We start from the raw sequence: 15,865 nt of genomic DNA, 5'->3' as shown, positions 1-15,865 counted from the left end.
GTACATGAATAATATCCACCCCGCCATCGAGAGAAGGAGGAGGATGTAGTATAAGTACGCAATCAAGCCCTGAACAACCTGTCAGTTTTAATGGGCTATCTTTAAATTCCCCTCCGCCCCCCTTTCTCCATGTAGCTTTCCTGCACAAAGAATCGAGGTCGCTCAAATCAACCACGACGAAAATGTAGTTTTTCTACAGAAACTTTCCCCGTATGCTCGCCGGCAACGACTGTATGCCGATCGGGCAAGCATCTGCCAACCGTCGAACCCTGAGCCAGGAAACAGCCCGGTTCAACAGTAGAGAAATTCGGCATGATGCGTCCGATCGGACACGAAGGTCATGCCATGGGCACGCCGATCCGTCGCCCCCAGTGCACGTCTGCCGGCAACAATGGGGGCATGGCAGGATAGTCAGAATTTATGGCGGATTGCGGCACGCACGACGAGCTGATTGCGATTGGAGGAAACGTCGTCCGCTCCAGGCACGAAGGCGACGTCCAGCACGCTTCCGGTCTTGTCGCCACCAACATGCTGATACGCACCCTGGAGGTAAACATCCGTTCGCTTCGACAGGTTGTAGTCAGCCATCAACCCGACAGTCTGGTAGTTCGGATGTTGTCCACCGGTCGTCGCATTGAAATCGGCCCGAGTGTAGGTATACATCGCACCCACGTAAAACGCCGGTGTGAACTGGTACTTCCCGTTCACCTCGAAGTTCTGGAACCGCAGGGACGAAAGCGTGCCGCTCGACGGTGTGATGGCCCCGACGTACCCCGAGCTTTGAGGTTGCGTCACGTACGTATTCGTATACGCGAAGCCCATCGTTGCGGGACCGAAGCTGTAATTGACGCCGGCACCGAAAACGCGAAGACGTTGCGCGACGAAATTTTCGTCACCGCCGTTATTGATGGCTCCGCCTGCCGTTGCCGACGGATTGTTCGCTTGCAAATAGGCTGCCGCGATCAACAGTCCGCCACTCGCATACTGCGCCCCAACGCTGTATTGGCGGTTGTTCGCAAAATTTGTGTCATTACTGAAGCTATACGTGCCACCGAACTGGAAGCCAGAAAGGACCGGACTCGCATATTTGATCGTGTTGTTCACACGAAACGTGTTGTCGGTGTTGTCGTTGTCATAGGGGTGCGAGAACATGTAGCCTGCCCAGTTCCCGTTTGCCGTCGTCTGCGCGAGATAGTCGACGAGAGAATCGTACTGTCGACCGAACGTAACGGTGCCGAATTGATCGCTTGCGAGGCCGACATATGCCTGGCGGCCGAACATGAGGCCGCCTTGTCCCAGACGGCCGTTGTTGACATTGAACCCATTCTCGAGCTGGAAGATGGCTTTCAGCCCGCCGCCGACGTCTTCCGTGCCCTTCACTCCCCATCGACTCCCTTGCACGAAACCGCTCTGGAGCTCATAAACTTTTCCGCCACGGACATTATTTGTGAAGTCGAAACCCTCGTCGATGAGACCATAGAGCGTGACCGTGCTTTGGGCATGCGCGGAAGCACCAATCGCTGCCAAGATAGATGTCGCAACAATTTTCTTCATTCCATGATCTCCAAATACTTACTTAGTACAATTAAATTTATGATGGACATCGAACACCGGGTGAATCGAGAAAATAACGCAACGCTCAGGCTTTAAGGTTGCTTGTATTTATGCTGGAACGGCGCAAGGAATCGTCGGAAGCACGGCTTCCGATTCGTGCCAGATGCTCGTCTTCCTGCTTCGGTATGTGACGAGGTCGGCAATGGAGATGATCGGCAAGCCGTGCAGCCTCGCAAATGCTTCCAGTTCCGGCCTGCGGGCCATGGTTCCATCGTCATTGACCACCTCCGCCAATACAGCGCCGGGCCTGAGGCCCGCGAGCCGGGCCAGATCCACCGCAGCCTCCGTGTGTCCCCGACGATGCAATACACCACCGGGCACCGCACGCAGCGGGAACACGTGGCCAGGCCGACTGAAGTCCCCCGCCGAGGCCCGTTCGTCGACCAGCGAGCGTATCGTCGCCGCTCGGTCCGCGGCAGAGATTCCGGTCGTCGTCCCATGGCGGTAATCGACGGTTATGGTGTATGCGGTTTTCATCGAGTCGGTATTGCGCTCTACCATCAGAGGAAGCTCGAGTTCGTCAAGGCGCTCGCCCGTGAGGCCGACGCAGAGCATACCGCTCGTAAATCGCACCATGAAGGCGATTGCCTCGGGCGTTGCATGCTCGGCAGCCAAGATGAGGTCCCCCTCGTTTTCTCGATCCTCATCGTCTACGACAACGACGATCGAGCCTCGCGCCATCGCCTCAAGCGCGCCTTCGATCCGATCCATATTCATTTCGGTTTCCTAATAATTAACGCTCCCGGTTGATCGGGTTGGTGCACCATCGCTGGAAATATCGGTCGACTCGTCGGCCATCCATTCATATCGACGAGGTTTGGCATCTCAGTGAAGAGTGTCGTGTACGTTCCCTTGTAGCGGCTGCTCCGACGACGGACACATCGATGTCGTGAATCGACTGCGGTACTGAGAAAATCTTCTGGATTCCAACGAATCCCGCCGGTTCCGGCCCACGCCTGTCTCCTCGTTTGTTTCGGTAGCCAAGAACGGTAGCGAACGAAGCCGTATGCCAGGCAAGCACGCCGTACGCGAGGATTTCGCAAAGATTCCAGGTTTTGAAATCCTTGAACGAGTGCACTGCGCGGCCTTGAAGTGGCAAGGCGAATCTTGCTTCGTTCGCATTCGGTCGTAAACGCAGGAAAAAAAAAGGAAGCGTGATAAGCCTGGGTTAACGGGCGACCGAAGTACCGGCATCGACCTGACGTAAGACTTCGACGTCAAGCTGCGTCGGTTCGCGACGCGAGGCGAGCGGAGCGCCGGCGGCGCAATCGGATTGCGCGGCATCGGGCCGCCGCCGACCACCTGGTGGCCACCGCTCCTTCCTCGCACGACCACGCTGGAAAGATCGGGTTTGTACTCGGTAGCAAAGAACCTGAAGTCGTTACCGCGTCCGGTCCATACGTACGACAAAAAATTACCCCGGCAACATCTGACTTTTTGCACGCGACGGGCGATGTCCGGAGCGCCGCGCTTCCACGATCGCTCAAGGCACCGCGCGAGGCGACGCCTTTTTAGCGAAGGCCGCACAGCGGGTTTCCGCTGACCAAATCTCGCAAACCCCAAGTTAAGAATAACTTTACATTCCGATATTATTTTCCTGCGTTTACCGGGCATAACTGCGTCGATATGATCAGTTTCACTTACCGCCGAAGCGTGACAGGAACGGCGCGGAGCACGCTGGTGGCCGAGCAGTCCGGCCAACCGACCTGACAGCCGGGGCCCCCCTCGCGCCTGTCGCGATGGATACGGAAATGCAGAGGATCCGATGAGCAAGAAGCAGATGAAACTCGGGCTGTCGATCAGGTATATGGGATACCACCTCGGGGCATGGCGCCACCCGGAGCTGCAGGCCGATGCTGCGTCGCAGTTCAATTTGTATCTGGACATCGCGCGGCTCGCCGAGCGCAACAAGTTCGATCTGCTGTTCCTCGCGGACGGCATCGGCGTGCGCTACGACGACGTGCCGAAGGGCTCGCTGTGCCGCTCGAGCCACAACGTCGAACTCGAGCCGCTCACGCTGCTGTCTGCCCTCGCCAGCCAGACCCGGCAGATCGGACTGGTCGCGACGGCGTCCACCACCTACAACGAGCCGTACCACATCGCACGCAAGTACGGCTCGCTGGACCAGATCAGCGGCGGACGCGCCGGCTGGAACGTGGTGACGTCCTGGTCCGAGCAGGAAGCGTGGAATTTCAACCGCGCCAAGCATCTCGACTACGACACCCGCTACGAGCGAGCGGCCGAATTCGTCGACGTGGTGACGGGGCTGTGGGACAGCTGGGACGCCGATGCCTTCGTGCACGACAAGGAATCGAGCGTGTTCTACGACGAGTCGAAGCTGCACGTGCTCGGTCATACGGGCAAGCACTTCTCGGTGCGCGGCCCGCTCAGCGTGCGGCGCTCGCCGCAGGGGCGGCCGATCCTGGTGCAGGCGGGAACCTCCGAGGTCGGCCAGCAGATCGCCGCGAAACATTGCGACATCGTGTTCGCTGCGCAGCAGAGCATGGCGGCAGCGCAGAAATACTACGCGTCGGTCAAGGATCGCCTGCCCGCCCTCGACCGCAGCGAGGACGAACTGCTGATGATGGTCGGCCTGACGCCGATCGTCGGCCGCACGCGCGACGAGGCGCAGGAGAAATACGCGATGCTCCAGGAACTGATCGATCCGCTGGTCGGGCTGTCGATCCTGAAACGCTCGTTCGGGGATCTCTCGCACATGGACCTGGATGGCCCGGTGCCGCCCCCGCCGCTCGAAGACGTCGGGCTGCGCAGCAGCGCGAGCATGTACTACGAGACGGCGCAGCGCGAAGGCCTGACGATCCGGCAACTGTACAAGCGGATCGCGATGTCGCAGGAACATCTGACCGTGATCGGCACCGCGAACGACGTGGCCGACGCGATGGAAGCCTGGATCGACGGCAAGGCCGCCGACGGTTTCAATATCGCGCCGACCCACCTGCCGCACGCACTGCACGACTTCGCCGATCACGTGCTGCCTGAACTGCGCCGGCGCGGGCGATTCCGTACCGAATACGAAGGAACCACGCTGCGCCAGAACCTCGGGCTGCCGGAACCGCGCAGCCTCTACGCCTGACGTGCAGGGAACGCCGGTTTTCGTGAAACTCTCTTGAGACTGTCAAACCGATCATGCGCATCTCCGAATCTTCCACGCAGCGCACGCTCGTGCCGATCGAGCAGGGCAACCCCGCCGACGATCCGCGCATGTTCCGTCGCGGCCTGAGCCAGTATGGCACCGGCATCGCCATCGTCACGACCGTGGACGGCGAGCGCCGTTCGGCGGTCACCGTCAACTCGTTTTCGTCGCTGTCGCTGGATCCGCCGCTGCTGCTGTGGTCGATCGACCGGAAATCGCGCAGCTTCCCGGCATTCTCGAACTGCGAGCATTTCGCGGTGAACATTCTGTCTTCCGAACAGATCGAGCTGTCGCGCCATTTCTCCAGCAAGATCGAGGACAAGTTCGCGGACGTGGCCTGGCACCCGGACCCGTTCGGCTCGCCGCTGCTGGATGGCTGCCTCGCCCATTTCGAATGCGACGTGCACGCCCGTCACGACGGCGGCGACCACCTGCTGCTGATCGGCCGGGTCACGCGGCTCACGCGCTTCGAAGGCGTGCCGCTCATCTTCAGCCAGGGTCAGTACTGCATTGCCAGCGAACCGCCCGAGGTACCGGGCGACTCCGCCGAGATCGCCAACGCGGGCACCGGGCCGTCCGGCAACAACCTGCTGCAACTGATCTTCGATACGCACCATGCGCTGTCCGAAGCCTTCGACGAACATCGCCGCGCCGAAGGCGTGAGCATCGCGGTGGCACGCGTGCTGGCCAGTGTTCACGCCAGCCCCGGCATCAAGGTCGGCGACGTTGCCCGCCAGACCTATCTCGGCCAGCGCGATGTCGAGGACGCCGTTACCTGGCTGGCCCAGAAGGCGCTGTTGATCCGCGCGGCCGATGGCGGCGTACGGCTGACCGACGCGGGGCTGGCCTTGCGCCAGTCGATCCGCGCGCGCTGGATCGCCTTCGAGGATGCGCAGCTCGACGGCGTGTCGGCCGCAGATATCGCCGTGCTGATGCGCACGCTGACGCGGCTGGTGGAACGCACGCGCGGCCAACCGGCTACCGCGCGCCAGGCGTGACGCGCCGTGCGAGAACGGGCCGCCCGCGCCCGCGCACGTAGCCACGCACGAGTTTTCGTTTTCGGTCCGCCGCGCGATTGCCAGGCACCCGTACAGGTTCGAAAGGGCACGAAACAATGAGCTGGGATTTCATCATCATCGGTGCAGGGTCGGCGGGATGCGTACTGGCGAATCGCCTCAGCGCCGATCCGCACCACCGGGTGCTGCTGCTGGAGGCTGGCGGCAGCGACAACCGCTTTGCCATCAAGATTCCGGCCCTGGCGATGAAAGCCATGAACGATCCGGAAACCGACTGGATGTTTCCGACCGAGCCGGACCCCACGCGCAACGATCGCACCGAGGTCGTGCCGCGCGGCAAGGTGCTCGGCGGGTCGAGCTCGATCAACGCCACCTGGTACGTGCGCGGCAACCGTGGCGACTACGATCATTGGGCCGCGCTCGGCAATACCGGCTGGTCGTACGACGAATTGCTGCCTTACTTCCGCAAGGTGGAATGCAACCGGGACGGCGTCAGCGAAACCTACGGAAAGACCGGCGCGATCGTGATCAGCGAGATCCGCGGCGTGCCGCCGCTCACGCGTGTATTCCTCGACGCGATGGAAGAACTCGGCTATCCGAAGAATGCCGACTTCAATGCCGAGCCGACCGAGGGTGTGGCCATCCTGCACTCGACCCAGCATCGCGGCCTGCGCTGGAGCGCGGCGCGAGGCTATCTCGATCCGGCCAGGCGCCGCCCCAACCTGCGCGTGCTGACCGGCGCGCTGGTGCGCCGTGTCCTGATCGAGAACCGCGTGGCGGTCGGCGTCGAATTCGATCTCGACGGCCAGCGCCGCGTGGAGCGCTGCCACGGCGAGGTCATCCTCAGCGCGAGCGCCATCAATTCGCCGAAGATCCTGATGCATTCGGGCGTCGGCCCGGCCGACCAGCTGAACCTGGCCGGTATTCCGGTGATCGTCGAGAACCGCGCAGTGGGCCGCAATCTGCAGGAGCACCCGGCCTGCCAGGTCAAGGCCTATGTGAACGTTCGCACCGCCAACCAGGAATTCAACGCGCTGGGCATGCTCAAGTACGGCACGCGCTTCCTGCTGTCGCGCTCCGGCCAGGCCACCTTTTCGTACAGCGGCGTCGGCCTGGTGCGCACGCGGCCCGAGCTGGCCTATCCCGACATCCAGTATCACTTCGGCGCGTTTTCCTCGAGCTACACCGACCAGGGCATCCGCATGGAGCCCGAGGCGGCGATCAACCTGCAGCCCAACGTGAACAATTCGCGCAGCCGCGGCGAGGTGAAACTGAAATCCTCGGATCCGCTCGCGCCGCCGAGCATCCAGTTCAACATGCTGGCCGACGCCTACGATCGCGAGACGCTGATCGCCGGCGCTCGCATCGCACGCGCGGCGCTGCGTTCGCGCGCCTTCGCGCCCTACGTGACCGGCGAGTGCAAACCCGGCGACGACGTACAGACGGACGACGAATGGCAAGCGTACCTGCGCGAGAACGCGGGCGGCAGCTTCCATCCGTGCGGCACTTGCAAGATGGGCGTCGATGCCGACGCGGTGGTCGCGCCGGACTTGAAAGTGATCGGTGTGGACCGCCTGCGCGTGGTCGACTCCTCGATCATCCCGCAGATTCCGAGCGGCAATCTCAATGCCATCAGCCTCGTGATCGGCGAGAAAGGCGCCGACATGATCCTCGCCGCACATCGAGCCGCAACGGCCGTCGAGGCCGCGCAGCATACGTAAGGAGGCCCGGGCCTCGTCGTTTTACCGTTCCTGTCCACCCAGCCTTTGTTGGAGATTCAGTGTATGAAATCACGACTCGCAATTCTCGCTGCAGCCCTCCTGATCGGCCCGATCGCCACCCCCGCCATGGCGGCGGAGTGCGGCTCGGTGACCATCACGGAAATGAACTGGTCATCCGCCGCAATCGTTACGGCGGTATCGAGCTTCCTGATGGAACAGGGCTACGGCTGCAAGGTGCAGAAGGTACCGACCTCGACGGTGCCGGCGCTGACCTCGCTGTCCGAAACCGGCAAGCCCGACATCCTCACCGAAGTCTGGCCAGCGGTGGCCGACGTGTACTACACGCTGGAAAAGCAGGGAAAGATCGTGTCGCTCGCCAACGTGATCGCCGACGGCGGCCAGGACGGCTGGTGGGTGCCCAAGTATCTGGTGGACCAGCATCCTGAACTGAAGACCCTCGACGGCATCCTCGCGCATCCGGAGCTGGTCGGCGGCCAGTTCGACAACGGCCCGCCCGGCTGGGGCTCGACGGTATCGAACAACAACCTGATCAAGGCCTTCGAGCTGGAGAAACATGGCATCAAGGTGGTCAGCTTCGGCTCCGGCGAAACGCTCGCGGCCTCGCTGGCGGCAGCCTACAAGGACAAGAAGCCGTGGTTCGGCTACTACTGGGCACCGACCGCGCTGCTCGGCAAGTATCCGATGGTCAGTGTGGACATGGGCCCCGTGGTACCGGCCATCGCCAAGTGCAACGCGCGTCTGGACTGCCCCACGCCGGGCAAGACGGGCTGGCCGCGTGCGCCCGTACTGACCACCATGTCGAAGCCGTTCCGCGATGCGCATCCGGACATCGCGGCCCTGATGAGCCGCGTGTCGTTCTCGAACACGCTGATGAGCCAGCTGCTGTCCTGGCAGGAGACGAACAAGGCCACGGCCGATGAAACCGCCGCCTATTTTTTGACGCACTATAAGGATCAGTGGAAGAGTTGGGTGTCGCCCGCCGCGCTGGCCAAGGTCAGCTCCGTCATCAAGTAAGGCACCCCACCGGCTCCGGGCAGGCAGGCGAACCCGGAGACCGATGCATCGCTTTCGCGCCCTGCCACAACGCAATGCATCCATGACTCAAGCGGCCCCGGACGCGAGGATTGACATCCATGAACATCGATAACGCATTTTTTGACTCGGTCGGCCTGCGGCCATGGTGCGATGCCCATGCCCAGTCGGGGCCGGTCTCCCTCGCTCAGTTGCTGTCGAAGTCCGCTGCTTCGTCATCGAATCAGGGCAGCGGATGGAACTTCCCGTTTCCGTCGCTCGACGCACTGAACGCGGACTGCGCGGCCATCCCCCGCACCCGCGACCTGACCACCGGCATCGAGCAGGGCTTCCTGCACATCCGCCACGGCCTGAAACTGGTACTCGACCCGATCACCCAGCCGTTGTCGTGGATGCTGCAGCTCGCGCTGCAGATGGTGGAAATCGTGCCGTGGTGGCTGGCGACGCTGGCGCTGCTGGCCATCACCTACGGCCTGTCGCGTTCGAAGAAGGTGACCGCGATGACGGCCGCCCTGATCTTCTGCCTCGGGCTGGTCGACTATCTGCACTACGCACTGCAAACCACGGCGATCGTGTTGACCTGCACGCTGATCTGCATCGTGCTGGGCATCCCCGCGGGCATCGCGATGTCGAAGAGCGACCGCCTCAAGAGCAGCATGCTGCCGGTGCTCGACATGCTGCAGACGCTGCCTTCGTTCGTCTACCTGATCCCGCTGATCTTCCTGTTCAGCGTGACCGACCCGAAGCTTTACGGGATCGCCATCATTCTCTACGCGATCGTGCCGATGATCCGGCTCACCGATCTCGGCATCCGCCAGGTGGACGGCACCGTCGGCGAGGCGGCCTCCGCGTTCGGCATGAGCTGGTTTCAGAAGCTGGTGGGCGTGGAGCTGCCGCTGGCGCTACCCAGCATCATGGCTGGCGTGAACCAGACCATCATGATGTCGCTGTCGATGGTCGTGATCGCGTCGCTGGTATCGGCGCCGGGGCTCGGCGTGCTGGTGCTGCGCGGCATCAACAATCTCGAGCTCGGCGTGGGTCTGCTGGCCGGGCTGTCGATCGTGTTGCTCGCGATCCTGTTCGATCGCGTCACGAAGGTATCGATGTCGCGTCTCGCCGTCCACAAACAAGGAGGCCAGCAGTGAGCCAGGACATCAAGATCGCCGTGCGCCAGTGCTACAAGGTGTTCGGCCCGGAGGCCAAGTCGATGATGCCGCTCGTGATGAGCGGCATCGGCAAGGCCGAACTGCTCGACAAGCACGGCCACGTGATCGGGCTTCACGACATCAATGTCGACATGCGTGCCGGTGCGATCACGGTGGTGATGGGCCTGTCGGGCTCGGGCAAATCGACGCTGATCCGCCATCTCAACGGCCTGATCGTGCCGACGGCCGGCGAGATCCTCGTGGACGGGCGCGACATCACCCGGCTGTCGGGGCGCGCGTTGCTGGAGTTCCGCCGCTCGAACGTGTCGATGGTGTTCCAGAACTTCGCATTGATGCCGCACCTGACCGTGCTCGACAACGTCGGCCTGGCGAAAAAGGTGTGCGGTCAGGCCAGACCGGCCGTGCAGCAGGAGGCACGGCGCTGGATCGCCCGCCTCGGCCTGTCGAGCTTCGAGGGCCGCTATCCGCACCAGCTTTCGGGCGGCATGCAGCAACGGGTCGGGATCGCGCGGGCGCTGACCTCGGACGCCGACGTGCTGCTGATGGACGAGGCGTTCTCGGCGCTCGATCCGCTGACCCGTGCCGACATGCAGGACCTGCTGATCGAATTGCAGCGGGAATTGAACAAGACCATCGTGTTCATCACGCACGATCTCGAGGAGGCGCTCAAGATCGCCGATCACATCGTGATCCTCAAGGACGGCAAGGTCGTGCAGCAAGGCAGCCCGGAAAGCATCGTGCTGCAGCCGAAGGACGACTACATCCAGCGATTCGTCAACGACATCAACCGCGCACGCGTGCTGAAGGTGGGCTCGGTGATGAGCCCGTCGGCATCCGCGCCGTACGGAGCCGGCGACACGCTCGACGAAGGCGACACGCTCGAGGCCGCCCTGGCGAAGTCGCAAGGCGATCTCGACCGGAGTTTCGCGGTGACCCGCGGCGGTGCGGTAGTCGGTCAGTGTGCGATGCGCGACGTGGTGCGAGCCATCGTGCCGCGGCAGGTTCGCGGACAACAGCAATCGAGCGTGCCCGATACCGCCGGCGTTCCGACCACGGCGGCCTGAACCCGCGAGCCCCCCGCTTCCCGTAGCCACTCAATTCAAGGACCATCGTGCGATACCTCGACCATTTCTACATCGACGGCCAATTCGTCCCTGCCACGCATCCGGCGCGGCGCGCCGTGATCAATCCGGCGAGCCTGGCGCCAGTCGGCGAGATCGCGATGGGCACGCGCGAGGACGTGAACGCCGCCGTCGCGGCGGCCAAACGCAGGTTCCCGTCGTTCTCCACCTCGTCGGCCGATACGCGACTCGCCATGCTCCGCCGTATCGAAACGCTGTTCATCGAGCGCAGCGAGGAGTTCGCGCGGCGCATGACGCTCGAAATGGGCACGCCGATCAGCTTCTCACGGCAGGCGCAGGTGGCGGGCTCGCTGGCGCATATCCGGAACGGCATCGAGATCCTCGAGCGTTTCGAGTTCGAAAAGACGCGCGGCAGGACCACCCTCGTGATGGAACCCGTAGGCGTGTGCGGCCTGATCACGCCGTGGAATTTCCCGATATTGCAGATCATCACGAAGCTGATCCCGGCACTCGCGGTAGGCTGCACCGTCGTGCTCAAGCCCAGCGAATACTCGCCGCTGAGCGCGCTCTACCTCGCCGAACTGCTGCACGACGCCGACCTGCCGGCCGGCGCGTTCAATCTCGTCAACGGTGACGGCGCCACCGTCGGTGCCGCGATCGCCGAGCATCCGGATCTGGACATGGTGTCCTTCACCGGCTCGACCCGCGCCGGCATCCAGGTGGCCCGGGCCGCGGCCGACACCGTGAAGCGCGTCCATCAGGAGCTGGGCGGCAACTCGGCCAACCTGATCCTGCCCGGTGCCGACATCGACACGGCGGTGGCCGCCGGCGTCCATGCCGCGTATCGCAACGCCGGGCAGTCGTGTACCGCGCCGGGGCGCATGCTCGTACACCGGCCGCAATACGAACGAGCGGTAGCGCGCGCCAAGGCCGCTGCCGAAGCGCTGCGTTGCGGCGACGTGTTCGACGAGCGCACCACGCTCGGGCCGGTGGTCAACCAGATCCAGTTCGAACGGGCACGCGCGCTACTCGCGTCGGCCGAGCAGGAAGGCGCCACCGTCGTGACAGGCGGCCTCGGCCTGCCGGCCGGCGTCGACACGGGCTATTTCATCGCGCCGACGGTCGTGGCGCAGGTCACGCCGGACATGCGCATCGCCAGGGAGGAAATCTTCGCGCCGATCGTATCGCTGATCGCCTACGACACCGTCGACGAGGCGATCGAGATCGCCAACGATACCCCCTACGGGCTGGCCGCGTATGTGCAGGGTGACGCGGCGGCCGCCTCGCAGGCTGCCGCGCGGCTGCGCGTGGGCCAGGTGGAAATCAACACCCCGGGCTGGGATTCGTGTGCCCCGTTCGGCGGCTTCAAGCAGTCCGGCAACGGCCGGGAATGCGGTGAAGCCGGGTTCGAGGCCTATCTTGAAGTGAAGGCCGTGATCCGGCCGTAGCCGCGCGCCCCGTTGCTCACCGGCTACCGTCCGATCATGCCGCCCCTGCTCCCGCTCGCACCGCAAGCGCCGGTGCCGGTCGACAGAACGCTGGCGAAGGTCGCCAGCGCTTCGCATTTCGTGTTCCTGCTCGTGCCGAATTTCAGCATGATCGCCTTCGTCAACGCGCTGGAAGTGTTACGGATCGCGAACCAGTTGAGCGGCAAGCCGCTGTACCGCTGGTCCGTGATCAGTGTGGACGGGCGGCCCGTACCGGCCAGCAACGGCCTGACGCTGTCAGTCGACGTGCCGGAAGCGCCGGGCCCGGCCGATATCGTGTTCGTCTGCGCCGGCAACGAGGTGCAGCACGCGACCACGCCGGCACATCTGCAACGGGTCCGCCAGTTCGCCCATGCCGGGGCGCTGCTCGGCAGCATCTGCACCGGCGCCTATGTGCTGGCCAAGGCCGGCCTGCTGGCCGGCCACACCTGCGTGATCCATTGGGAATACCTGCACGCGCAAGCCGAAAGCTTCATCGACGTCACGTTCGAGCGCAGTATCTTCCGCATCGACCGCGATCGCATCACCTGCGCGGGCGGCGTGGCACCGCTCGAGATGATGCTGTACCTCGTCGGCTTGTCGATGGGCGACGCGTTCATGCAGCGCATCTCGACCTATCTGGCGGTGGACCGGGTTCGGCATCCCGGCGCGCTGCAACCGCCCGCCGGCTACGGCTCCACCAGTCGGCTGCTCGCCGAAGTGCTGCAATTGATGGAAGCGCACATCGAGACGCCGCTGTCGCTGGTAGCGTTGGCGCAGCGTGCCGGCGTGCGCGAACGCAGGCTGCTGCGGCTGTTCAGGTCGGCGGTGGGGCAGCCGGTGATGCAGCACTATCGATTGTTGCGCCTGCGTCGTGCTCGCCAGCTCCTGCAGCAAAGCGCCATGCTGCTGACCGATATTGCGGTAGCCTGTGGATTCCAGTCGCTCTCGGTGTTCACTTCCGCCTACCGAAAAACCTTCGGCCTGACACCCGGCCAGGAGCGCCGGCAGGCGCAAAGCCGCACCTTCGGCGGCGACGCGCGCGAGCACGCTGCCGAGCGGCACGATACAGTCGTGGCAATGCGTCGCTGAGCCCCGCGTGGACAGGAGACCGATACATGAGTTCATTGAAATCAACGCTGCCGCCGCCGAACACCTTGATCGTGTTCGAGGCAGCCGGCCGTCATCTGAGTTTCTCGCGGGCGGCCGTCGAACTGAACGTGTCGCGCGTGGCCGTCAGCCAGCAGATCCAGGCGCTCGAGAATTTCCTCGGCGTGCAGTTGTTCGACCGCGTCGACCGCACCATCCGGTTGACCGACAGCGGAGTGCGGTATCACACGGCCATCTCGTCCGCGCTGCGGCAGGTCGGGCAGGCCACCATCGAGATCAGTTCGCGGCCGGCTAACAACATCGTCACCATCAGCGCGACCGCCGGCTTCGTGACCTACTGGCTGCTGCCGAACTTCGGCAGTTTCCGCGCGCAGTACCCCGACATCGAGTTGCGCTTCATCGTGTCGGACCTGCCGTACCTGGGCGAGAAGGATGTGGATCTCGCGGTGACCTACAGTTCCGCGCCGCCCGCCGAGGATTCGATCCTGCTGATCTCGCAGACCATCGCGCCCACCTGCTCGGCCACCTACCTGGTCGACCACGACACGCCGCTTGATCCCGCCGACCTGCTCGGACATCCGCTGATCCACCTCGAAGGGCCCTACGATCGCCTCACACGCTGGTCGACCTGGTTTACCAACCATGGCGTCAGCATGGACGGAACCAAGCCGAACATCACGGTCAACACTTATACCAACCTGGTCCAGGCGGCGCTGGACGGGCAAGGCTTCGCGCTGATCGGACCGCCGCTGATGAGCCGCTTTCTCGCCAGCCGGCTGCTCGTGCAGCCCATTCGAACCGATCCGGTGCGCTGCCACGGCTTCCATCTGACGGTTGCGCGCAACTCGGCCGGCACACCGGCCACCGAGGCCGTGGCGTCCTGGGTCAAGGGCTCCTTCGTTCAGCAGATGGCCGCCTGAGGCGCCGGCCGGACACGTTCACTTTCCATTAACAGGCGAAGATTTTTTCCTTGCGTTTACGCGGGGACGGCCCACGAACGATACTGGTGCCACGGGGCGGGACGACGCTGGCCCGCCCCGGCGAAGGGCGCCACTGAACCATGCTCCCATTTATATGCATCACTAATCAATCTCGATCGAGGTGACGTCACCGATCCCCGGCTGCACATCGTCGGCCCACCTCCCCTCACTGACAGGTAATCGAATGAACCGCCGCTTCACTGATGACACGGATGCATCGACGGCCGCCCCGGCCGAGCACCGCCAGTTCCGGCAGGACCCGCTCTCGCAAGGGCATCGGGCCAGTTCGGTCGACGCCGGGCTGATCGAGGCATTCGAGGCGCTCGATCGCCCGGCGCTACGCGCATATCGACTCGAGCGATTACGTGCGCAACTGAAGCGGCACGACTACGCCGGGATGCTGCTGGCCGACCCGATCAACATCCGTTACGCAACCGACACCAACAGTCTCGGCGTCTGGGTGATGCACTCGCCAAGTCGTTACGTGTTCGTCGCCACGGACGGCCCCGTGATTCTGTTCGACTTCTCCACTAGCCGACACAACAGCGAAGGTATCGAGACGATCGACGAAATCCGGCCGACCATTCCCTGGAACTTCTTTCTCGCCGGGCCGCGTGTGGACGAGAAGGCACGCGAGTGGGCGCGCAGCATTGCGGACGTGGTGCGGCAGCACGGCGGCGGCAACCGCCGGCTCGCACTCGACAAGTGCGACCCGTGGGGTGCGGAATGGCTGCGCGCCGAGGGCCTGTCCTTGCATGACGCACAACCGCTGACTGAAATGGCACGCATGATCAAGGGCCCTCAGGAAATCGAGCAACATCGCATTTCGATGGACGTGTGTGACCTCGGCGTCTCGAGGATGCGCGAGGCATTGCGCCCCGGCATCACCGAGAACCAGCTGTGGAGCGTGCTGCAGGACACCAATACGGCCCATGGCGGCGAATGGAGCGAGGCCCGCCTGCTCAGCTCCGGGCCACGCACCAACCCATGGTTCCGTGATGCCACCAATCGCGAGATCCTCGCCGGCGACATCGTCGGCTTCGACACCGACATGGTCGGGCCGGGCGGTTACCTTTCCGATATTTCACGCAGCTTCGTGTGTCCCGGCAAGGCACCTTCGGCCGCGCAACGTACGTTGTTCGGCCGTGCCCGCGATCAGATCGCACACAATTGCGCGCTATTGCGTCCGGGCGTGACCTTTCGCGAGTTCGCCGAGAAAAGCTGGACGGTACCGTCGCAGTACGTCCACAACCGCTACATGATGATGGTTCACGGTTGCGGCCTGGTGGACGAGTTCCCGAGCGTGGCCTATGCGGTCGATTTCGAAGAATGGGGTTACGACGGCGTATTCGAGGAGAACATGGTGGTGTCGGTCGAGAGCTTCATCGGCGAAAAGAACGGCATCGAGGGCGTCAAGCTCGAGGAGCAGGTACTGATTACGGCCGATGGCGCGGTGCCTCTGTCGTCTGTGCCGCTGTGTGATCTGCGGGATATTTGAGCGAG

The 15,865-nt window shown here is 63.5% G+C and carries 12 protein-coding genes; 10 read left to right on the top strand and 2 right to left on the bottom strand.

Annotated elements, in window-relative coordinates; all coding sequences use genetic code 11:
• Positions 1 to 411: 411 nt before the first annotated feature.
• Together HWX07_RS04010 and ribB are read right to left on the bottom strand one after the other, a co-directional pair.
• On the bottom strand, positions 412 to 1,554 hold the full coding sequence (locus tag HWX07_RS04010; protein WP_175875262.1) for a porin: 1,143 nt from the start codon (positions 1,552 to 1,554) through the stop codon (positions 412 to 414).
• Between the two features lie 108 nt (positions 1,555 to 1,662).
• Positions 1,663 to 2,331: a 3,4-dihydroxy-2-butanone-4-phosphate synthase gene (gene ribB / locus HWX07_RS04005; protein WP_175875261.1), complete on the bottom strand. Its 669-nt coding sequence runs from the start codon at positions 2,329 to 2,331 to the stop codon at positions 1,663 to 1,665.
• Positions 2,332 to 3,379: 1,048 nt separating this feature from the next.
• Between ribB and HWX07_RS04000 the strand changes: the two genes are divergently transcribed.
• The 10 genes from HWX07_RS04000 to HWX07_RS03955 all read left to right on the top strand — a co-directional run bounded on the left by HWX07_RS04000 (position 3,380) and on the right by HWX07_RS03955 (position 15,860).
• Complete coding sequence (locus HWX07_RS04000; RefSeq protein WP_175875260.1) at positions 3,380 to 4,708, top strand: LLM class flavin-dependent oxidoreductase; 1,329 nt, start codon at positions 3,380 to 3,382, stop codon at positions 4,706 to 4,708.
• A gap of 53 nt (positions 4,709 to 4,761) precedes the next feature.
• Positions 4,762 to 5,766 carry a flavin reductase gene (locus HWX07_RS03995; protein ID WP_244129916.1) on the top strand — a complete coding sequence of 335 codons (1,005 nt, stop codon included), beginning with the start codon at positions 4,762 to 4,764 and terminating at the stop codon, positions 5,764 to 5,766.
• A gap of 116 nt (positions 5,767 to 5,882) precedes the next feature.
• Positions 5,883 to 7,505 carry a GMC family oxidoreductase N-terminal domain-containing protein gene (locus HWX07_RS03990; protein WP_175875259.1) on the top strand — a complete coding sequence of 541 codons (1,623 nt, stop codon included), beginning with the start codon at positions 5,883 to 5,885 and terminating at the stop codon, positions 7,503 to 7,505.
• Between the two features lie 63 nt (positions 7,506 to 7,568).
• Positions 7,569 to 8,540: a glycine betaine ABC transporter substrate-binding protein gene (locus HWX07_RS03985; protein ID WP_175875258.1), complete on the top strand. Its 972-nt coding sequence runs from the start codon at positions 7,569 to 7,571 to the stop codon at positions 8,538 to 8,540.
• Positions 8,541 to 8,659: 119 nt separating this feature from the next.
• Positions 8,660 to 9,703, top strand: coding sequence for an ABC transporter permease subunit (locus HWX07_RS03980; protein WP_124699582.1), 1,044 nt, complete (start codon positions 8,660 to 8,662; stop codon positions 9,701 to 9,703).
• Entirely contained in the window at positions 9,700 to 10,788 is a 1,089-nt protein-coding gene (locus HWX07_RS03975) for an ATP-binding cassette domain-containing protein (RefSeq protein ID WP_244129915.1), read from the top strand. Before HWX07_RS03980 ends, HWX07_RS03975 begins: the two co-directional genes overlap by 4 nt.
• Before the next feature lie 47 nt (positions 10,789 to 10,835).
• Positions 10,836 to 12,254, top strand: a complete 1,419-nt coding sequence (locus HWX07_RS03970) for an aldehyde dehydrogenase family protein (RefSeq protein WP_175875257.1) — start codon at positions 10,836 to 10,838, stop codon at positions 12,252 to 12,254.
• Between the two features lie 12 nt (positions 12,255 to 12,266).
• Entirely contained in the window at positions 12,267 to 13,364 is a 1,098-nt protein-coding gene (locus HWX07_RS03965; RefSeq protein WP_175875256.1) for a GlxA family transcriptional regulator, read from the top strand.
• A gap of 26 nt (positions 13,365 to 13,390) precedes the next feature.
• A complete protein-coding gene (locus tag HWX07_RS03960; RefSeq protein ID WP_175875255.1) occupies positions 13,391 to 14,302 on the top strand; it encodes a LysR substrate-binding domain-containing protein in 912 nt (303 codons plus the stop codon).
• A gap of 244 nt (positions 14,303 to 14,546) precedes the next feature.
• Entirely contained in the window at positions 14,547 to 15,860 is a 1,314-nt protein-coding gene (locus HWX07_RS03955; protein ID WP_175875254.1) for a Xaa-Pro peptidase family protein, read from the top strand.
• Positions 15,861 to 15,865: the final 5 nt, after the last annotated feature.

Source organism: Burkholderia sp. BCC0097 (assembly GCF_902832985.1).
Lineage (GTDB): Bacteria > Pseudomonadota > Gammaproteobacteria > Burkholderiales > Burkholderiaceae > Burkholderia > Burkholderia orbicola.
Note: the sequence above shows the minus strand (reverse complement) of the source record. Positions and strands in the feature narration are given on the sequence as shown.